Source organism: Acinetobacter sp. WA-87 (genome assembly GCF_039938935.1).
Classification (GTDB): domain Bacteria; phylum Pseudomonadota; class Gammaproteobacteria; order Pseudomonadales; family Moraxellaceae; genus Acinetobacter; species Acinetobacter seifertii.
In genome coordinates this window covers 1,027,658-1,048,080 of sequence record NZ_JBDUVF010000001.1, presented here as the reverse complement: position 1 = coordinate 1,048,080, position 20,423 = coordinate 1,027,658, and the positions used below count along the sequence as shown (strand labels likewise).

The 20,423-nt window shown below is 36.8% G+C and carries 21 protein-coding genes; 11 read left to right on the top strand and 10 right to left on the bottom strand.

The window, feature by feature from the left end:
• Positions 1–339 precede the first annotated feature (339 nt).
• From ABFY81_RS04930 to ABFY81_RS04900, 7 genes are all read left to right on the top strand, one after another.
• Positions 340–738: a hypothetical protein gene (locus ABFY81_RS04930; RefSeq protein WP_347913197.1), complete on the top strand. Its 399-nt coding sequence runs from the start codon at positions 340–342 to the stop codon at positions 736–738.
• A complete protein-coding gene (locus ABFY81_RS04925) occupies positions 738–1,244 on the top strand; it encodes a DUF1833 family protein (protein WP_347913196.1) in 507 nt (168 codons plus the stop codon). The genes ABFY81_RS04930 and ABFY81_RS04925 overlap by 1 nt, the downstream gene beginning before the upstream one ends.
• Positions 1,241–1,603: a hypothetical protein gene (locus ABFY81_RS04920; RefSeq protein WP_347913195.1), complete on the top strand. Its 363-nt coding sequence runs from the start codon at positions 1,241–1,243 to the stop codon at positions 1,601–1,603. The genes ABFY81_RS04925 and ABFY81_RS04920 overlap by 4 nt, the downstream gene beginning before the upstream one ends.
• Positions 1,596–5,018, top strand: coding sequence for a host specificity factor TipJ family phage tail protein (locus ABFY81_RS04915; protein ID WP_347913194.1), 3,423 nt, complete (start codon positions 1,596–1,598; stop codon positions 5,016–5,018). The genes ABFY81_RS04920 and ABFY81_RS04915 overlap by 8 nt, the downstream gene beginning before the upstream one ends.
• Before the next feature lie 71 nt (positions 5,019–5,089).
• Positions 5,090–5,371: a phage holin gene (locus ABFY81_RS04910; RefSeq protein ID WP_347913193.1), complete on the top strand. Its 282-nt coding sequence runs from the start codon at positions 5,090–5,092 to the stop codon at positions 5,369–5,371.
• The gene (locus ABFY81_RS04905) at positions 5,364–5,585 is read left to right on the top strand and encodes a hypothetical protein (RefSeq protein ID WP_111849279.1); all 222 of its coding nucleotides are present in this window, start codon (positions 5,364–5,366) and stop codon (positions 5,583–5,585) included. The genes ABFY81_RS04910 and ABFY81_RS04905 overlap by 8 nt, the downstream gene beginning before the upstream one ends.
• Positions 5,586–5,641: 56 nt before the next feature.
• Entirely contained in the window at positions 5,642–6,187 is a 546-nt protein-coding gene (locus ABFY81_RS04900; RefSeq protein ID WP_347913192.1) for a glycosyl hydrolase 108 family protein, read from the top strand.
• Between the two features lie 217 nt (positions 6,188–6,404).
• On the opposite strand, the gene ABFY81_RS04895 is transcribed toward ABFY81_RS04900, so the two are convergent.
• The 5 genes from ABFY81_RS04895 to umuD form a co-directional block, all read right to left on the bottom strand.
• Entirely contained in the window at positions 6,405–7,307 is a 903-nt protein-coding gene (locus ABFY81_RS04895) for a tyrosine-type recombinase/integrase (RefSeq protein WP_347913191.1), read from the bottom strand.
• A gap of 54 nt (positions 7,308–7,361) precedes the next feature.
• Complete coding sequence (locus tag ABFY81_RS04890; RefSeq protein WP_002027353.1) at positions 7,362–7,535, bottom strand: hypothetical protein; 174 nt, start codon at positions 7,533–7,535, stop codon at positions 7,362–7,364.
• Between the two features lie 95 nt (positions 7,536–7,630).
• Positions 7,631–8,158 carry a hypothetical protein gene (locus ABFY81_RS04885; protein ID WP_347913190.1) on the bottom strand — a complete coding sequence of 176 codons (528 nt, stop codon included), beginning with the start codon at positions 8,156–8,158 and terminating at the stop codon, positions 7,631–7,633.
• A gap of 117 nt (positions 8,159–8,275) precedes the next feature.
• Entirely contained in the window at positions 8,276–9,574 is a 1,299-nt protein-coding gene (locus tag ABFY81_RS04880) for a Y-family DNA polymerase (protein WP_347913189.1), read from the bottom strand.
• Positions 9,571–10,071 carry a translesion error-prone DNA polymerase V autoproteolytic subunit gene (umuD, locus tag ABFY81_RS04875; protein ID WP_347913188.1) on the bottom strand — a complete coding sequence of 167 codons (501 nt, stop codon included), beginning with the start codon at positions 10,069–10,071 and terminating at the stop codon, positions 9,571–9,573. Before umuD ends, ABFY81_RS04880 begins: the two co-directional genes overlap by 4 nt.
• 230 nt (positions 10,072–10,301) lie before the next feature.
• Here umuD and ABFY81_RS04870 point away from each other — a divergent pair, with 230 nt between their 5' ends.
• On the top strand, positions 10,302–10,628 hold the full coding sequence (locus tag ABFY81_RS04870; RefSeq protein ID WP_347913187.1) for a hypothetical protein: 327 nt from the start codon (positions 10,302–10,304) through the stop codon (positions 10,626–10,628).
• 14 nt (positions 10,629–10,642) lie between these two features.
• Positions 10,643–11,077: a hypothetical protein gene (locus ABFY81_RS04865; RefSeq protein WP_347913186.1), complete on the top strand. Its 435-nt coding sequence runs from the start codon at positions 10,643–10,645 to the stop codon at positions 11,075–11,077.
• 23 nt (positions 11,078–11,100) lie between these two features.
• Here the strand turns inward: ABFY81_RS04865 and ABFY81_RS04860 are convergent, their stop codons facing one another.
• The 5 genes from ABFY81_RS04860 to alaS all read right to left on the bottom strand — a co-directional run bounded on the left by ABFY81_RS04860 (position 11,101) and on the right by alaS (position 17,791).
• Positions 11,101–11,721: an SOS response-associated peptidase family protein gene (locus ABFY81_RS04860; protein ID WP_347913185.1), complete on the bottom strand. Its 621-nt coding sequence runs from the start codon at positions 11,719–11,721 to the stop codon at positions 11,101–11,103.
• A gap of 61 nt (positions 11,722–11,782) precedes the next feature.
• The gene (locus tag ABFY81_RS04855; protein WP_347913184.1) at positions 11,783–12,640 is read right to left on the bottom strand and encodes a hypothetical protein; all 858 of its coding nucleotides are present in this window, start codon (positions 12,638–12,640) and stop codon (positions 11,783–11,785) included.
• Between the two features lie 27 nt (positions 12,641–12,667).
• Positions 12,668–13,417 carry a hypothetical protein gene (locus ABFY81_RS04850; RefSeq protein ID WP_347913183.1) on the bottom strand — a complete coding sequence of 250 codons (750 nt, stop codon included), beginning with the start codon at positions 13,415–13,417 and terminating at the stop codon, positions 12,668–12,670.
• Between the two features lie 248 nt (positions 13,418–13,665).
• Complete coding sequence (locus ABFY81_RS04845) at positions 13,666–14,868, bottom strand: site-specific integrase (protein WP_347913182.1); 1,203 nt, start codon at positions 14,866–14,868, stop codon at positions 13,666–13,668.
• A 286-nt stretch (positions 14,869–15,154) separates the two neighbouring features.
• On the bottom strand, positions 15,155–17,791 hold the full coding sequence (alaS, locus tag ABFY81_RS04840; RefSeq protein ID WP_025465194.1) for an alanine--tRNA ligase: 2,637 nt from the start codon (positions 17,789–17,791) through the stop codon (positions 15,155–15,157).
• A 269-nt stretch (positions 17,792–18,060) separates the two neighbouring features.
• Here alaS and ABFY81_RS04835 point away from each other — a divergent pair, with 269 nt between their 5' ends.
• Together ABFY81_RS04835 and ABFY81_RS04830 are read left to right on the top strand one after the other, a co-directional pair.
• Entirely contained in the window at positions 18,061–19,080 is a 1,020-nt protein-coding gene (locus tag ABFY81_RS04835) for a type I glyceraldehyde-3-phosphate dehydrogenase (RefSeq protein WP_004702784.1), read from the top strand.
• A gap of 172 nt (positions 19,081–19,252) precedes the next feature.
• Entirely contained in the window at positions 19,253–20,341 is a 1,089-nt protein-coding gene (locus ABFY81_RS04830; protein WP_347913181.1) for a hypothetical protein, read from the top strand.
• Positions 20,342–20,423 lie beyond the last annotated feature (82 nt).

The following is a 20,423-nucleotide window of genomic DNA, read 5'->3' as shown; positions in this document are numbered from 1 at the left end:
CCGGAGGAAACCCCGAACCAATTTTTCTATGATCAGAAAAGCAAAAACCCCAGTGCGCCAACACTGAGGTTTTTAGTTCAACTCAACCGATGAAAGCTAAGAGGTGAAACTACATATGACTGATTATATCATAGCAATTACAGGATTGATCAAAATGACATCAAGTTTATCTGTATGGTCGTCAATATTTTATTTACTCGCAATAATTCTATGCATTCTTGCATGGAAATCACCTGAATTAATTAAAGCTATTCGGAAAGATAAAGATGATGATCAATAGATAGGTTTTATCTTTTAGTACCGCCCTCGGGCGGTTTTTTTATTGCCTGAAGGAAAGTTATGTACAAGTTAAAGCTAAATCCTCAAACAAATGGCTATGGCGTAACACCAGGTGATGATGTAAAGCGTCAGCAGATGGATGGAGGGCGTGGGCGCTATTACATCGATGTAAAACGTAATAGCCACATTGTCGATGTGAACTGGAACTTAAGTAAAACAGATTTCAATAAAATGATGGCTTTCTGGCGTGTATACCAAAACAAGCCAGCTTCATTTTATGCGGATCTGGTAATTGATCAGGGAGCACGCCAGCAATATCTATGTAACTTCATTCCTAACTCATTCAAGTCTAATGAAGTGAACGGCAACTTATATCGTGTAAACGCACAACTAGAGGTTGTGCAAAACCAGCCAAACCTTACAGCGGATGCGGCATTGATTAAAGATTGGGAGGTCTAATGGATAACGAATACGCCAAGTTCTTTCTCAATCGCAAAGTTGATATCTATCAATTGGAGTGTATTGAGCTATCACATCCATCATTTCTAAACACATATCGACTTGTTCGTAATGATGATCGAGGTGTCTATGTGCAGCATAAGGTTGGAACTGGTCAGGTCTTTTATGAATATTTGCCTGTTTCTATTCAAAGATCCGGAATGCTGGGGGATCTGGACCAGACTTTGACAGTCTCGGTTTCAGGTTTGGGGGATGTATTGCCCGATGAATTTGAGAGAGTCATTGAAGGGCAGTATCCGAACGTTAAACCAACTGTAAATTATAGACTTTATAGTTCAGACAACCTCAATTCCCCAATGTTTCATTTGCTTGGACTCCAGCTTGCTAGTGTTGCAATGAATCATAAAGCCGTGACATTTAAGGCTGAATCACCGCGGCTAAACACAAATAAAACAGGGGATATCTTCTCACTTGATCGTTTTAGCGGTCTCAAGGGAGCAGTATGAAAAGTCATGATCATTTGCTTGATAAGCAATACGACGAAGAGCATTACAACTGTGTCCATTTTGTTCACGAAGCAGCAATGGATCTCTATGGAGTAGATCGAGGTGAGGCACTTGAATTGTTTATGCAACCAAAAGGAAAAATTACCTTCCTAACATCACGTTTAAAACTCTTAAATCCGCTGCCTATGTCTAAGGAGGGATGCATTGTCGCCTTCCATCCAAGACAAAGAAACAAGCCCCCGCATGTGGGGCTTTTTCGTGGGCAAAAGATTCTGCATCTGATGGAAAGCGGAGTCACTTACTTACCTGAAGAGGTCGTCATGGGAATGGGGTTTAGTCGAGTCAGTTATTATGATTAAGGTTATTTATAAACAAGATGCATTGTCTGAAGAAAAGACAATTGAACATGCGCATACCATAGGGCAATGGCTTACTTCAAAATATGAACATATGCCTGAGCACATCCGTATCTTTCATACCACAAGCAATATGGACCATGCGGAAATCTCTTTAGCGAATGAAGTAACTCCCAAGAATGCATTTGACTTAAAGCAGCTCGATTTCTTACCTGGTACTTTCATTGTAATTGAGAATCCCAAATGGGTTGCTGCTATCGTTTCAATCGTAATTAGTATTGCGATCGCGTTTCTAATGCCTACGCCTTCGATGGCGCAGACAACTCAGAATATTAATCAATCTTCATCCGCAAATAATGAACTCTCAAACCGCGAAAACAAGATCCGGGTGAATGGCCGAATTGCAGATATTTATGGTGCTGCATGGGATACGCCTGATTCAATTGCCGTACCTTACAAGGTTTATGAAAATAATATTGAAGTTGAGCATATGGTCGGCTGCATAGGCCGTGGACACTATAAAATCAATGGAGCTTATGATGGTGAAACCAACATTGTCGATATTGCTGGTGCATCGGTAGAAGCCTTTCGACCAGGTGTAGATATTGTTTCGGGAGAACCTTACTTTTCGATTGGTACCGAAATTACGACACCACCTTTAACCGTTCAACATCAAACATCTGTTAATGGTCAAGTCTTAAGACCAGCTGATACACAAACTTTAGAAGGGACCAATTACCTTGTTTTTGCATATCCAAATGAAATACTTCGGGCAGCTGCTAACAATACAGATTTAACGACTAAGTTTGTTAGCAATGATCGCATTGAAATCACTAATGCTTCATTTACTTATAACGGGCAAACATACGATTTAAACGGTACTTACAACGTCCTATCTGTTGCTGATGACCGTATGACGTTATCGAATCCAGCTGCTGTTAATGCTAACTGGTTAAAGCTTAAAGAACTTTCAAATCAGCAAACAGCTGCCGCTTCTCCAAAGCTTTCATCGATAGGGGAAAAGTGGATTGGTCCATTTATTTTAGACAACATTGAACGTAGTCGAGTACTTTGCAACTTCGTTGCTACAAATGGACTTTATACCGTTTCATCAGGGGGCAATCAGGCTGCTGTAAACGTCACGATTGAAGTTGAAGTTACTCCAGTAAATGAGTCCGGTGCAGCTATTGGTAATCCAATGCTAAAGCAGATCATTCTCAAGGGTTCGGCTAAGTCACGCCAAACAGTTGGCGCAACGTTAGATATGGTCACATTTCAGGGCCGTTGTAGTGTCCGTGCACGCCGTTTAACTCCAACCCCTGGAGTAACAACGGTTGTTGATGATGTGAAATGGCAAGCCCTGTATGGTGCATATCCTCTTCAAAGTACGAAATACGAGTATGAAACGGTTTTCCGCGCACGTACCTATGCAACGACTGGAGCTTTATCGGTTAAATCCCGAAAGATCAATTTTGATCTTCAGCGAATGTTACCGACTTATAAAAATGGAGCAATGACAACTGAGCTATTTCCAACGTCAAGCTTTGCTGATGCTTTGGTATCCATGGCTCTCGATGACAAGATAGGCCGCCGTACGATCGACGAAATTGATATCGAAAACATCTATCGTACTTATAACGATATTGTCGATTACTTCGGGACACACTTAGCGGCAGAATTCTGTACGACAATTGATGATACAAACCTATCTTTTGAAGAGCTGGTTACTAATCTTTGTGATGCAGTCTTTTGTACGGCATATCGGCAGAACAACAAGCTTAAAATCTACTTTGAGCGACCAACAGATAATTCAGTTTTGTTGTTTAACTTCAGGAATATCATCCCTGATAGTTATAAGCATGATCTGACTTTCGGTGTAATAGATGACTACGATGGACTGATCTATGAATACACAGATCCGACCGATGATAGCCGTATCAATATTTATCTTCCGGATAAAGGAGCCAAGAACCCCAAAGAGGTTAAATCAGTTGGTGTGCGTAACAAGTGGCAAGCTCACTTTAATGCGTACCGGCTTTGGAACAAGCTCCGCTTTCAGCGCAAATCCATCACATTTGATGCAGCTCCAGAATCCGAACTTTTAGTTTTACGTGACCGTATTGCAGTTGCTGATTATCGCAATGGCATTCATCAAAGCGGTGATGTAATTCAGCAAGAGGGCTTAATTCTTACATTGAGTCATGATGTCGATTTCATAGCTGGCAAGAGCTATGTGATTTATCTGCAAATGGGCGATGGCACAGTGGACCTTATTCCTATTTCTGCTGGATCTGCCAAGAACAAGGTAGTTTTAGGCCGATTACCTAACGGTGCTCTCAAGTTAAGTTCCGATGATTTTGTTAATACGATCTATACGGTTGTTAATGACGATACAAAAGACTCATTACCATACCTCGTCGCTAAAAAAGATCCAGTTGATAAGTTCTCAAATACGATTACGGCAGTTAATTACGATGTGCGCTATTACCTCAACGATAAAGACTTTATTGATGTACCCGTAGATGATTCACCAATTTACATTCGATATGACCAGCTAGATATTAATCTTGCTCGTTTATACCAAATGCAAAGAGGTGAATTGCCTACAACTGGAGAAATTAGTTTTGTGGTTGAATCTGGTGCTTTGGTTTCAAGTTCAAGTTCGCTTAGAACTGAAACGCGAATGATTTATAAGCATACGAATAACTCAGAAACTAAAGAGTATGTTGTTCCTGCTGCACCTGAACTACCAGCGATCGATACAGGGGAATTTCCTTCTGGTCTTACAGTCAATCTAACGATCAAAGGTTCGGTGGTTGGGCGTGGTGGTGATGGTGGGCTTCCTCATATTGCGTATGGAGGTTGGAGCACTGATCCAAATTACACTTTCACCAAAACTCGACGTGATGGATTTCAAGGGGCACCGGGTTTATTAAACCGACACAGCAAACTGAATTTGATTATTGATGGTGGGATTTTAGCTCGAGGAGGTTCAGGTGGTGGAGCAACGCCAAGTGGTATTTATACCGGATTAACGTATGGAGTTCAGGGAATACCGGGTGGAGCTGGTGCACCATTCGGAAGAGTCATGACTGGTCAGCCGATTTACAATGATACTCAGGACTGGCGCTGGTATTTAGATGGCGGTTACTTGCTGGTCTTTAAAGTTACTGATGCTGAAGCTTCAACACCCGGTAAAGGTTATCGCTTTCAAGATGATCGATATGGATCTCCATTGTCTGGCGATGGAGGTGGCTGGGGGCAACGTGGTACTAAGTCTACAAATAGCGGCACTTGGAATTGGCAATATCATGGTACGACTGAAGGTCAACCAGGTGCAGGTGGTACCGCAATTGTGGGAGTTGCTCCACTTACAACTAAATTGATTAATGGAGGAAAAATCTTACAAACCCTTTAATAACTTTGAAAGAACTTAGAGCACCTATTTCGGGTGCTTTTTTATTGCCTATGATCTGGAGGAAGGCATGTATGAACGGTCAAACAAATAGTGTAGTCGAAGCGGCTGCAAGTACGGCTGCCGCGACTGCAACAAAATTTACGTATGGGTATGTAGTAGGAGGCAGTTTGATCGGTGTAATAGGTAAAATTGATTGGGCCGTTGTCTTTTCAATCTTAATCGGTATAGCAACCTACCTAACGAATCTCTATTTCAAAAAGCGAGATGAAAAGCGTAAGGACGAGATTCATGCGCTTCAAACGAAGCAATATGAACTTACTAAAAAACGTTTAAAAGGAGGTGGTGATGAGTAGTGAAAACACCCGGACATATTTGGCATACATGGTTATTGCTATGTCATTCCTGTGTGTTCTTGGCCTGTTCTTTATTGAATATCCAGACAAAAACCGTGATTTATTAAACGTGTCTCTAGGCACGTTGCTTGGGTTATCGAGTGCTGTGATTGCCTTCTATTTTGGATCTACCAATAAACAAAAGAAAGAAACTGAAGATTCAAATCAACAGTAACTATTCAACTTTAAATGCCGCCTTCGGGCGGTTTTTTACATCTAAAGGAAACTGAAATGAATATTGAACAATATCTTGAAGAACTTATTAAACGTGAAGGTGGTTATGTAAATAACCCCGCAGATCGTGGTGGTGCTACAAAGTACGGAATTACTGAAGCTGTTGCTCGTGAAAATGGATTCAAAGGCAATATGAAAGACTTGCTTTTGGATGTGGCCAAATCGATTTATCGAAAACAGTACTGGATAGAGCCGCGCTTTGACCAAGTGAATTCAATCAGTTCAGCAGTAGCTGAAGAACTTTTAGATACTGGTGTGAACTGTGGTATCAACTTTGCAAAACCACTTTTACAGCGCTCTTTGAACCTACTGAATAATCAGGGCAAAGCTGGATATGAAGATTTAAAGGTCGATGGTGTTTATGGATCTAATACTTTAGGAGCTCTAAAAACTTATTTGGCCAAACGCGGTAAAGAAGGTGAGAAAGTGCTCGTGCGAGTTCTCAATATTATGCAAGGTCAACGCTATATTGAAATCTGTGAGCGTAATCCAAAGCAGGAACAGTTTTTCTATGGCTGGATAGCCAACCGGGTTGTTATATGAAAGTCTTTCATTGCAGACGTTCAAAGATAGCTTTCACAATTACATTGGTGTGCATTCTATTGTCAGGATGCACTGCTCATACGATTAATAGTAATGTGAATTTGGCTATTTGTGTAAAAGCCCTCTAAGGAGGGCTTTCATTGAGAAAATATTTGCTCATATTTAATAAAATTAATTACTTTTGAGCAAAAAATGCACAATTTAAATGGTTGGCAATTTATATCAAAAAATCTTTTGACCATTTCTCAACTTTATTGGCATACCATTGCATGAGTTTCTGGCGCTCACTGAAATAAGTAGCCTTATTATAAATACCTTTAGTACCCCGTACTGCATGTGCCAGACTCATTTCAATTGCATCATCCCGCCACAATTCTGACTCATAAGCTGAAGTAGAAAACCTTCCTCGCAATCCATGAACTGTTTGTTTGCCCTTGTATGATGTTTTATTAATCGCATTTATAAGACGGATTGAGTACATTGGTTTATTAATATCTTTGAGCTCAGGAAATACCAAAACATTAGACGGGCATTTATCCTTCCACATAAGTAGAATTTCAATTACCTGCTTAGGAAGGGGAACTACGTGTGGTCTTCTTCGTTTCATTCGTGAAGCTGGAATACTCCAACGTTCCTGTTTAAAGCTGAATTCTGGCCATCTAGCCTTACATGCTTCATTCACCCTTACAGCTGTATAAGTAACTAATAGAAATGCTACTTTAAATTCCAAATCTAAACGGCCGTCTTCTTTTAACGCTTTAAAAAGAAAAGGCATTCTTGATTCTGAAATAAAAGGATGGTTTTTAGTTTGGTGAGGCTTTAGGGCATCAGTGAGTGATGTTGCTGGATTAAAGTCACAGTAGGCACTTGCTACGGCTAAATGAAAGCACTTTCTTAGCATTTGCAGAACAAACTTTGTTGTTTTGGTTTTGCCTTCATCTTCTAAAATCTTAAGAACTTTCAAAATATCAATTGGTTTGATTTCATTGACTTTCATTTTCCCTAAGTATGGTTTTACATGATCTCTATAAGCTTGTTTTTTATAAAGACGAGTTCGATTGCTCCAAAGAGGTTTATTGTATTCAAAGAAATCCTTGAATACTTCATTAAGGGTTTTCATGTTAATGCTCGCTAAAAAATAATCTATCTAAGCGATAGTGAAGGCGAGCACAGGTTATTTTTTCGAGAGTTCTTCTCTAATTTTGTTTTTAACCCAATTAGCAAAGTCATCAACATTATCAGCAAAAGCCAATAAATCAGCTTCCTTATCAATTAAGAACGGTACAGATTTATTTTTCCGTTTAGCTTCATATTTCTTTTTAGCTTTATCAGCTGCTGAGTTATCCACTTGACTTCACCTTGAATCGAGAATATTTTTACATGGACCATCGCTTAGATGGGAAGCCCCGCCGCAATCGGGGCTTCGCTTTTTTATTAAGTATTTTATTTAATATCTAACCCGTAAACATCTAAGTCTTCTTCATAAATACTGTAGATCGCTCCACGTATCGCAAAGATAAGTGACATTGCTTGTTGTTCACTTTCCTTATTTGCTTCAACTGCTTTAAGCATATCTTCTGGATGGAACATTACAACTTTTTGATTATTAATTAGGACATAACGAACAACAAATTGTTCTCCTTTATGCTCTCCATTTTTTACAGTACCTAAAGGCATGGTTAACCAGTGAGTATTATTTTCATTTTTGAATTGAAAATTTATTAACTCAGTATCGAAGGTTGCAGTTTTAGTGATAGGCTCTTTATTCTTGTTTAAAGTTCTATAATCAACTTCTACAACAAACTTTTTCATTGAATCTTTATAGACATAACTAATTTTATTTAATACAAAATCACTTGCTTTTGTAGTCACTATAGACTCGTTTAAAACAAGATCTTTTCCTGAAAAATTGGTTTCAATTTCGCTGGTTTTTAGTTCTAAAGTGAAATCATTATGTTCAAAAGTTTTCATATTTATTTCCTCGCTTAGATTAAGTTCATCAAGAGTCATTGAGCCGCAATCTCTATCTCGATGATTAAAATATATCGTACTACGATATATTGGTCAATATTTAAGTGAATTATTTTTTTAATCTTTTATTGTTAATAGCTCATCCCACCTAAAAGGATTTCTACTCAATTTATCCCGTGACATCGACCAGTTTCGATTGGGAACAAAACATGGTCCAACTCCAATTTTTTTCTTTCCAAATTTACTATGGATACCATCCATAGCCTGCATTAAAGATTCTTTTTTCTCTATGTGTTTAAAGTCAGTAAGCAAGTCATAAGTATGGCCAGACTTGGGCTCTAAACTCGTTAATATTACTCCGCACTTCTTATATTTAATTCCTTCTTTATAGATATCATTTAACATCCTTGTCGCTGCTTTAACAAAATCTACAGCACAATCAGTAGGCTCTGAAAATGAACCAGTAATCGACTTGTTATAAAAAGGAACATTCGGATCAAAAGGATTTGACTGAACAAAAGCGATCATGCATCCGCATAAAAGTCCTTCATCACGTAGTCTTTTGCACGCATCCTGAGCATACATTGAAATAGCTTCTTTTAGATCCGTTAGTTCAGTTACGCGACCACCGAAAGACCGGCTTGCAACTATTTGCTTTTTTGAAGGAGGGGTGTGTTCAATCTCAATGCATGAGATGCCTTGCAGCTCGTAGATTGTGCGAGCCATAACGATTGAAAACTTTTTTTGCATCTCTCTAGGTTCTGCACAACCTAGATCGAGCACCGTATTAATTCCCATACTTTGCAACTTCTTGGAGTGCTTACGACCAACACCCCAAACTTCTGAAACTTCAATTAATGAGAAATAATATTCTTTGTTGCACGGATCCATTGATACCAGATCGCACACACTGTTAAAGCCATGATTCTTTTTGGCAATATGATTTGCAATCTTTGCTTCTGTTTTACTTCTGCCGATCCCCACGCAAACTGGTAAACCGAGCCACTTCCAAATTTGTTGACGCATTTGCTGGCCAACTTTTTCTAAATCAAAGTTCTTCTCATAAGCTGTGAAATCTACAAAACATTCATCAATCGAGTACGGTTCAACCTCTTCATCTGTAACATACGAAGCAAGGATCGTATGAAAGCGCCGTGACATTTCTGCATACATTGCATAATTGCTTGAAAGAACGATTACGTTATGTTTTTGAACTATGTCTTTGATCTGGAATAGGGGAACGCCCATTTTAATGCTTAATGCTTTGGATTCATTGCTGCGAGCAACGGCACAACCATCGTTATTTGATAAGACAATGACAGGTTTATTATTCAAACTTGGATCAAAGACTCTTTCACATGAGACGTACATATTATTAACGTCTATAAGAAAAAAGACCTTGTTCTCATGCTTCATGAAGTTCTTCTTGTCATTTTAATAATGCAAGTGACAACACCCCAGATAAGTAACTCTTGACCATCTAGAAGGTGAATATCTTTATAATCTGGATTTTCTGCTTTCAGCCATTGGCCTGTTTCATCGATCATTAATCGCTTTACGGTAAATTCATTATCGATTAGCGCAACAACAATATCGCCGTGTTTTGCATCCAAGCTACGATCAACAATTAGCTCGTCATCAATATCAATGCCAGCGTTAAGCATTGATAAGGATGCGACTTTCACGATAAATGTTGCTGTTTCATTCTTAATTAAGTGCTCATTCATATCGAGCGCTTTGTCTATGTAATCTTGGGCAGGGGATGGAAAGCCTGCGTTGATCTTCTCTAAAGCATAAGGGACAAGCATGCGAGTTGAAGGGATAACTTGCTTGATAGATAAGACTTCACATAAAACTATACCTTGTATGAGGTATGGTTTTATGTGGATGATGGATGGTGCAATTTCGCTCATAGAATATCCCCTAACTTGAATTTGTAACATATTCAAAATGATATTCTAGTGCTTAGTTAAATTTCAAATTTAAAAAGTTGTGGATAAATAATGACTAGTCACAACTTGTCGCGTTTCATTGTGCATTTGGTCGGAATTTATACGTGGTTTTTTGGGAGATGTTCAACCTTGAATTGTATTAACACTTTTAAAAGGAGTATATTATTAATAAATATAATAAGGGGCTAATAATGAATAAGAATATATGTATTTTTTTCTTAATAAATTTTATAGCTATGCCCATATATGCTTATGATGATTTAAGTAGTGAACAATTAGCAATGTGTAGTGATAATGCTGAAAGGATTGTAAGAGTATGTCAAGACAATGGAGGTGGACGTGGATGTGGTTTTGATGGCACAAAAACTCTTAATAATTGTCTAAGGCATGAACAAAAAAATAATGACCAAAGACGGGATAAAGTAAAACAAAATGAATTAAGTGAGCCTAAAGAGCCAACATTAAATTTATCAAAAGAAGGTGGTACAGGTAATAGTCAGCAAGTGGGTGCCAGATAAAGGAGTTTTTCAAAATGAAAAAATTAATCAAAATATCTGTTTTTTTTGCCCTATCAATAAACTGTTGCAACTTATTTGCCGCTTCAAAAGAGGAAACCCTAGGATTTCTAGAATCTGCTTTTCAATCTTGTAATGATGTAGAGAGTGTTGAGCGGGGTGGGAGTAATTTTAGAATATATTTTAAATATGGATTGGCAGAACAATATCAAGAGTTTGATTTAAGTGAAATGAAGTTTAATGGAAGTATAAATGGAGTAGGATCTATCCCAATGATGCAATGCAATATGGGATCTTGTGTAAAACAATATGGATCAAATTATTATGGAAAGTGGGAACAATTAAAGCCTGCAACTGGTGTGTATTTTATGTGTGATGGATATAGTGAAAAAATTGCTAGGGCACTTTCATATTTTTCAAATAATTATTCAAAAGGTGAGCCCGATTTTTAAATAAAGAATAAGTACATCACACTTTAAAGCTCAGATCTAGGTTGAGCAGTGAACTCATCCAAAGGCATATCTATGAAAAAATCTTTAGCTTCTTCATGTTTACAGTGAAGCCAATCGTTTCTTAGTTCAGGAGGAATAACAATAATAGAGCGCTTCTCATCTGTAGGTGCATGGAATTGCTTCATAAAAGGGTGGTGGTCAGAATTAATGGTAAGCATGCTCATGGATCTGATTTCTTCGCCGTTCACTACTGCATATTCATAAATACCGGCAATAGTGAAAGGCATATCATCTTTTCGATAAATTCCCCACCATTCCGGCTTATTGTTTATGTACTTTGGTTCAAATATTACATCAGCAGGAATTAAGCAGAATTGGTTTTTCTTCCAAGCATTGCGAAAGCTTGGCTTTTCGTGAACTGTCTCTGTTCTTGCATTGTAAGTATTGTGAACCTTTTTAAGATCTTTAACCCAAGGGGCTACTAGACCAAAACGAGCTAATCGCCATTCCATCTGCTCTTTTTTTGAGAATAAGAGTGGAGCTTCATAGTTTGGGTAAATATGAGATTTATATTCAAATGTTGGCTCAAACAGATCCAGTAAGTGAATTCTATCTTTTGCAATCGGTTCATAGTTTGAGCACATAAGGAATCTCAATAAAATCTTGAAATAAAAAATTATTAGTTCTTTAAATCAATATATAAGATTATTTCTCATCTTTGTCTATTAGATTTACAAAGCTTTCACCTTTCAAAATTAGGAAATCTTCTTTGTGGTCTTTTTCAGTAATTTTAATAAAAATATATTTACCATTGTAATACTCAATTTTCAGATCATGAGATATTTGGAAAGTTTTTTTAATTTTACTTAAAAAAATTTCTTCATTTTTTGTTTGGGGGATAGTATTTATCTTGGAATAAATAATATATGACTTAAATAAAATAAAAAATATGAATAAAATTGATAGCAGGGTAAGGGGGAGTATAACTAAATAATTAGTATTTAAGTTTTTGAAATAATTATCTATCGCTATTTCACGCTCGGATTTTGTTGGCTTTATCTTGTCGCTAAAATTCCTTAATATATATAATATTGTGATAATAGAAATTATTTCGTAAAAGTAATATATAGAGAAAATTTCAGCTACAAACTGTATTGTAGTGAATAAAAACGGAGTGGGTTCGTTAAATATTGGTTCTATTAAATAAACATATATAATGAAAATAGCAAGGATGAATAAAACTCCAAAGCGAGTCCTTAAATTATTTATAATATTTTTAAAATTCCATCCATATTCAATTTTCATGTCGAATTTGTATAATTTATAAACAAATAAACAAAATAAGAAGCTAAAAGAAGCTATAAAAGAAATAAATAATCCATCAGGAATAACTTGCTCGACTGCAAAAAAACGTACAAAAGATGGATCAATGGAATAAAGTTTAAAAATTTGTAATATACCACCTAGTATAGCAGGTATAAAAATAATGATACTCCAATGTTCTTTATAGAAATCCATCTCCTTCCAAAATGATTTCTTTTTTTTGGGTTCTAAACTAAACATAAATCTCCATGAGCAAAATATTAGATTCTAGATTTCGTGTACTAAACTATGAGTATCTATATATTTTGGTAACTTTATAATTTCAACAATATTTTCATAAGGTATATTTTTTCCCTGACCAACATCAAAACCTTTTTCATAATTACCTAATAATGAACACCAGTAATCAAGTATGTAAGATTCAAAATAGTCTGAATCTATATGAACCCAAAATTTAACTAATGTAGGATGTAATAAGTCCAACAGAATCTCATAAATATCATCATTGTGTGCAACATCAAAAAATATTTCTGGCAGGTTTAAAAACGATCTTTGAAATGTATTCTCTATAGCATCTATTTTACGAAGAAAGGCAAAGGGACCTACTACTTCAAATCGGTGTTTCGGTAGGTCATGACCTAGCATTGCATCTTCATAGGTACTAATATTTAAATCTGGGTAAACCCTTTCAACGTTTGAAACAAAGCTAGAAATACCCTCTCTTGAATTTAATAAACCTTTTGCAAACCACTCTTTTGTGCAGTCAGAACCAGTTCTATGATAAAAATAAATTTTGAATTTATCATTATCAGATTTTAAAGGAGCAGCATCTAAAAGTTCACGTATCACATATAAAAATATAATCGCATTATCTGTAACTTTAAACTCTTCATATTTTTCTTGTAAGAACTCCATATTACTATGAATTTTTTCAGTTGTGATTTGATAATAAGTTGCTAGCGTATTTAAAGCATCATTATCATCATCATAGCTGAATACAAATAGTTCTTCAGACATAAGCTGATCACCCAAAAGTTAAATAAAATTATTAATATATTATTAATTCTTCAGTTTAAATTAGACCAATTATCAATATGGCCTGACTATAATTGAATTATCTTTGCTTTAGCTTCGTATCACACTCGTTACTATATAACTATTCTTTAAACCCAATGACCAGCCGATCTCTTTATAGAATGGTTCACCATACTTAATTGTATGCTCGATATAAAAGTAAACCCAATCTTTCATTTCTTAATTCTCAATTATTTAGTAAGTAATTTAATTTTTTCTAACCATTTTGCATATGCTTCAGTTTGCTGGGGTAGGTACTCATAATAATCATATGTGCCTTGTTCGCCAGACATTACATGGCCAATCATGAGTTGAGCCACATCACGCGATGTAAATGCACTGAAGTTAGTTCGTGCTGTTCTTCGTAGGTCATGAAGGGACCAATGCTTCATAAAATAGTCATGATGTCTTCTTAACCGCTCCATTAAATAACCAGGCAATGAATTAGACGATCCATGACTCATAGGTGTTTCTTCACTATCATTCGTTAAGAAATACTCACATGAGCTATAGTCGAAAGCTTCGACAATTAATGCCTCCATTTCAGGCAAAATAGGGCGAATGATTTCACGACCAGTTTTCTTGCCGGTCTTATTGTTTACTACAGGAACAATCCAGACCTTTCTATTTAAATCGAAATCAGTTTTTTTGGCTTTTCTGAGTTCGCCATTTCTACAACCAAACATTAAACATAGTTTTAAGAAAATTTTGTTTTTGGGTAAAATATTTGATTCTTCAATAGCTATCAAAACCATTTTAATTTCTTCATCAGAAAGAAATCTGGTTCCTCTATTTCGCTCAATGCCTAAATCTTCCTTGGCATAAATGTCAGATAAAACATTTACCTCAAGTAATTGTCTTTTTTTAGCCCATTTTAGGACCTGTTTTGCATTCGTTAATACGCGATCTGCAATCGAAGGTACATCATCTGCTAATTCTTCAAGTAAGGCTAACCATTGTTGCAGAGTAATGCGGTCAACCGGTAAATCACCAATTTCAGGGATGACATGTTGTTCAAAGGTGTTTTTAATTTGCTGCGCAGAAGTCTTTTTCTTTAGACAATAACTTTCATACCAGTCATTAAAGACATCTTCAAATGTGCTTGCATCGATGTATTTTTGCTGCTGTACCCGAACCTCAACTTTAGGATTCATTCCCTTGTCTAATAGTGAACGCATTTCACTAGCTTTTATACGTGCATCTTTGAGAGAAATATGAGGATAGGTGCCAAGGTCTAAACGTTCAGCTTTGCCTGCAAAACGATATCTAAGCTGAAAAACAATTTTACCTTTAGGTGAGACTCGAACACTCATTGAGTCTCGATCTGCTATTTCTTCAACCTTATCACGTGACTTGCCGTTATTAGCTTTCAGCCACACTTCAGTTAAAGCCATAGTCCACCTGTGTACATAATTTTAGTTGAGCGAGAGGTAAGTACAATTATGTACACCAATGTGTACATAATTAATGAGACTTATTCTGTCCTAAAATGTCTTAGTATGTCTATATTAAAAACGAGGGAAATATTGAGAAATATGGCTTTTATTGTTGTTTTTGTCTTAGTGTGTCTTAGAGTGGCTAAATGGCATTAATTCTTTTGAACGATTAATGCCATAGTTGTTCCATATAAGCCATGACCCTGAGAGGCTTTTCAGGGTCAGTTACACAAAAAGTGAAGTCTTATTTTTGTTCAAGCCAAGCAGGCAATGCTGCAATAACTTGTCCAAACTTCTCGTTAAGTGGCGCGCCACCTTGTGCTAAGTCAGGTTTACCACCACCTTTACCACCTAACTCAGTTGCTAGATGTTTGATGATGTCACCTGCTTTTAGATTTGCAGTGTATTGCGACGCGACTGATGCAAGCAGGCTGACCTTGTCACCCTCTACACCTGCTAACACAATCACTGCATTCTCTAATTTTGATTTCACACTGTCATGCAAGTTGCGAAGCGCTTTTGCATCAACACCTTGAACAGTAGTGATAAGCGTTTGACGATCAGCAATCGTTTGTACCTGATCAATCAAGTCAGCCGCTTGGAAGTTTGCCAATTTCTGGTTGAGCTGTTCAATCTGCTTTTGTAATGCAGAAACCAATTCCACATTAGCTTGAACACGCTCAACAGTTTGGTCTTTCTGTGCTTTTAGTAAGCTATTAATGTGCTGAATATCGTTGTCAGCTTTTTGTACCACTTCTAACGCTTTAGTGCCAGTCACTGCTTCAATACGACGTACACCAGCAGCTACACCACCTTCAGAAGTGATTTTGAATAAACCAATATCACCTGTACGTTTTACGTGAATACCACCACAAAGTTCGATTGAGAAGTTTTTCTCATCAATGACTGAACCCATAGAGAGTACACGTACTTCATCGCCATATTTTTCACCGAACAACATCATTGCGCCTTTTGCTTTCGCGGCTTCAATGTCGAGAAGTTCAGTCGTTACTGGAGTGTTGGCAATAACTTCAGCATTTACGAGACGTTCAACTTGTTGTAATTGTTCAAATGAAACAGGTTGGTCATTTGCAAAGTCAAAACGTAAGATGTCGCTTGCAACTAAAGAACCTTTTTGTTGTACATGTGAACCTAAGATTTGACGAAGGGCAGCATGTAACAAGTGAGTTGCTGAGTGGTTGCGCGCAGTAGCTTCACGAATATCTGCTTTAACAATCGCTTCTACATTTTGATTTGCTTTGAGGTTACCAACAGTCACAATACCTTGATGAACAAAAGCACCGCCTGACTTTTTGGTGTCTTGAACTTCAAAAATACCAGTTTCGTTTTTGAAGATACCCGTATCACCAATCTGACCACCACTTTCAGCATAGAAAGGAGTTTGGTTTAAAACGATTAGAGCTTCGTCACCTTCAGAAACTTCATCAACTTGTACGCCATCTTTATAGATCGCTACAATTTCACCTTGACCAGTTGTGTTGATATAACCATCAAATTGAGTTTCACCTTCAACTTTTACAATGTTGTTATAGTCAACTGCAAACTTACCAGCATCACGTGCACGTTGACGCTGTGCAGCCATTTCAACTTCAAAACCAGCTTCATCAATAATAAAGCCACGTTCACGTGCAATATCAGCCGTTAAGTCTGTTGGGAAGCCGTAAGTGTCGTAAAGTTTAAATACTGTCGCACCAGGAATAGTTTTGTCTTTTAACTGAGCAAGTTCACCTTCAAGTAGTTTTAAACCTTGCTCAAGTGTTTTAGCAAACTGTTCTTCTTCACGAATTAAAGTTGCTTCAATAACATCTTTGCGCGCTGCAAGTTCTGGGTACGCATCACCCATAACTTCAATTAAAGGTTGCAACATTTTGTAGAAGAACGTACCAGTTGCACCAAGCTTGTTACCATGACGAACAGCACGACGGATAATACGGCGAAGTACATAGCCACGGCCTTCATTGCTTGGGTTTACACCATCAGCAATCAAGAAACAGCAAGAACGTGCATGGTCTGCAACAACACGTAAAGAAGGCTGACCTTCGTCTTCAATACCAATAATGTTTGCAGCAGCTTTTAATAAGTGTTGGAACAGGTCAATGTCATAGTTTGAATTAACATGTTGCAATACAGCAGAAATACGCTCTAAGCCCATACCTGTATCAACAGATGGAGCTGGAAGAGGGTGAAGCACGCCATCAGCAGTACGGTTAAACTGCATGAAAACGTTGTTCCAGATTTCAATGAAACGGTCGCCATCTTCTTCAGGAGAACCAGGTAAACCACCCCAAATGTGGTCACCGTGGTCAAAGAAAATTTCAGAACATGGGCCACATGGACCAGTATCACCCATTGCCCAGAAGTTATCTGAAGCGTATTTTTCGCCTTTGTTATCACCAATACGGATAATACGCTCTGGCGCTAAACCAATTTCTTTATTCCAGATGTCGTAAGCTTCGTCATCGGTGTGATAAACCGTTACATATAGGCGGTCTTTCGGTAAAGCAAGCCATTGTTCGCTGGTTAAAAACTCCCAAGCAAAATTAAGCGCATCACGTTTGAAATAGTCACCAAATGAGAAGTTACCTAACATTTCAAAGAATGTATGGTGACGAGCTGTATAGCCGACGTTATCTAAATCGTTATGTTTACCGCCTGCACGTACACATTTTTGTGATGTTGTGGCACGTACATAGTCACGTTTCTCAAGACCTAAAAAACAGTCTTTAAACTGGTTCATCCCAGCATTTGTAAATAATAAAGTTGGGTCGTTGGCAGGAACAAGAGAACTCGACGCGACACGTGTATGCCCTTGCGTTTCAAAGTAGCGCAAAAATGCTTCACGAATTTCAGCAGATGTCATTAAACGAGTACTCACAACCAAGTCACTCCATATTTTCGAATTTGGCTAAAAGCATCACTACAAGTTTGTTTATTCACAAATCTTGCATGTGATACGGGGCTTATTTTTAAAAAACGCTAAATTGTAACGGAAAAACCCCACCGAACCAACGATTTTAGAGGGAATATCTTACAAAACTGTGATTTGGCTAAAAATCTATATTCAATTAGCCTTCACGTGTTTTACTATATGCCTTCTTTCGTTTCTGGTTTTGTAGATAAGGATAGGTCATGCAACGTATCGCCATTAATGGGTTTGGCCGGATTGGACGTAATGTTTTACGTGCTTGGTTTGAAAGCCCGAAACAATTTCATTTTGAAATCGTGGCGATTAACGATATAGCAGATGTACAAACACTAGTGCATTTATTCAAATATGATACAACCCATGGCCGTTTTAATGGCAAAGTTGATATAGCTATTGAAAATGAAAAGATTTATTTAAATATTCAATCAAACCAGCGAAATCTAAAAGTTGAAGTTCTTCAGCAAAAACAACCAGAACTTTTGCCGTGGGCAAGCTTGCAAATTGATGTTGTACTCGAATGTACTGGATTGTTCCGTTCTCATGCTGATGCAACACGCCACCTAGAAGCAGGGGCGAAGCGGGTCATTATTGGGGCAGCACCTTTTGACCATGTCGATGCTGCAATTGTCTATGGCGTTAACCATGCAGATGTAAAAGCAACTGATCAAATCATATCTAGTGTGTCATGTACTACGCAGGCTTTAGTGCCATTAGTAAAAATTATTGATGATGCATTTGGTATTGAAACTGCGCTCATGACCGAAATTCATGCAGTAACAGCAGACCAGTCTGTACTTGATCACGCACATCGTGATTTACGTCGTGCTAGAGCTTCTGGGCAAAATATTATTCCCACTACGTCTAGTGCACTTGGCGCATTAAAACGCGTGATGCCGAAAATGGAAGACCGTATTGATGGCTACTCAATTCGAGTTCCTACCATTAATGTGGCTGCAATTGATTTAACGTTTATCGCACAATCACCAATTACTGTTCATCATATTAATGAATTGCTGATTAAAGCTTCTCAAACAGATTACGCAGAAATTATGGCAGTGACTGATGAACCACTAGTTTCAAGCGATTTTAATCATTCACCTTATTCACTTATTGTTGATTTAACTCAAACTATGGTTGTGGGGCATCAAGCTAAAGTATTTGCTTGGTACGATAACGAATGGGGTTATGCAAATCGATTATTAGATTTGTGCAATTCTTTTTGAATATATATTTAAATATTTTAAGGATATTAAGTTAACTTAATATCCTTTTTTTAATGGTTAATATAAATCTCTAATAGAAATAATCGAAAATAAAAATTTAGTTTTGGTGTTGTATGTGACTATTTCTATTTGTATGATTCGCAAACATTAAAATTTTAACTATAGAGTTCATATGAAATTTAACTCAAAAAGAATAAGTGATTTTTTAATTATCACATCTACTATTATTTTAACTGCATGTACTGGTGAAGGTTCAGATCAAGATACGAATGGTCAAACTGACAGTAATTTAGAAAAAGATACCGCGATTTATCAAGTGTATTATCAACCTTCGGATATCTCTTCTGAGATTTATAGTGATTATTTTGAAATAGCTAAATATCCTATTCAAAATAATGAAATATTTTTTGCAAAGTCACATAACCAACCACTAGAAAAAGAACTTTTAACAGAACAGAAAGTTTTAAATAAGGGAACACTACAAACAAACATTGTAAAAAGGTTAACACCTAGTAGTTGGACTTATGAGCTAACACCAAGTTTAAAACAAAACTTAAATTTTGAAATTGTTAAAATAGATGGCGAAAAAATCTTTGATCGAGTATTGCCAGGCTATAAAGAAAATAAGAATTTAGATACAGGACTTCATAATCAGCTTGATAAAAGTTTAATTGACTTCTATCGAAATTATAAAAATGTTACCTTCCCAAAAGGTAGCTATTGCTATCGTTTAAAAGAAACTCAATGGAATCAATCTTATATTTCTTATATATCTAGTTTTAATTCAAATCCTTCTTTTAGTCAGACAAAACAGTCAATCGGCGAAAGATATAATAACTTAGGTACAGATAAAAAGTATTTTAGGCTTCTAAACTCGCAGTGGTATGGCTATAACTTAACTGTTTTAGAAAACTTGGAAACAGGCGATATTCAAAGTGCGCTGGGAAATAATAATGACCAGTCTGCTTCTATGGATTTTGTATCAAGCAGTTTATGGGATGCTGATAGAAGTTTGGCCTATGAGAAGTCTCATCTGTATTCTGTCGATGATAACCCGCTTAATGAAGTGCATTCATTAATTGCTTTTAGACAAAAGTTAAAAATAGCAAGTCTTGAAAAAGGTTGTTTTGCTTTTAATACTCAAGCAGCTCAAGCTATTCAAAAGCTAAATTTGGTTAATTGGAAACAAGGCGATAGTTCAGATATTGGCCCATTCTTTGGTCGAAGAACTTTTGATTATGATTTAAGCAAAGCGAAGTAAGATATTGAATGTTATTATTAATTGTTTAAATCTTCTTTTTGACTTTAGAGTTTATTCAGAAAGATTTATGCAAATTGTAAGG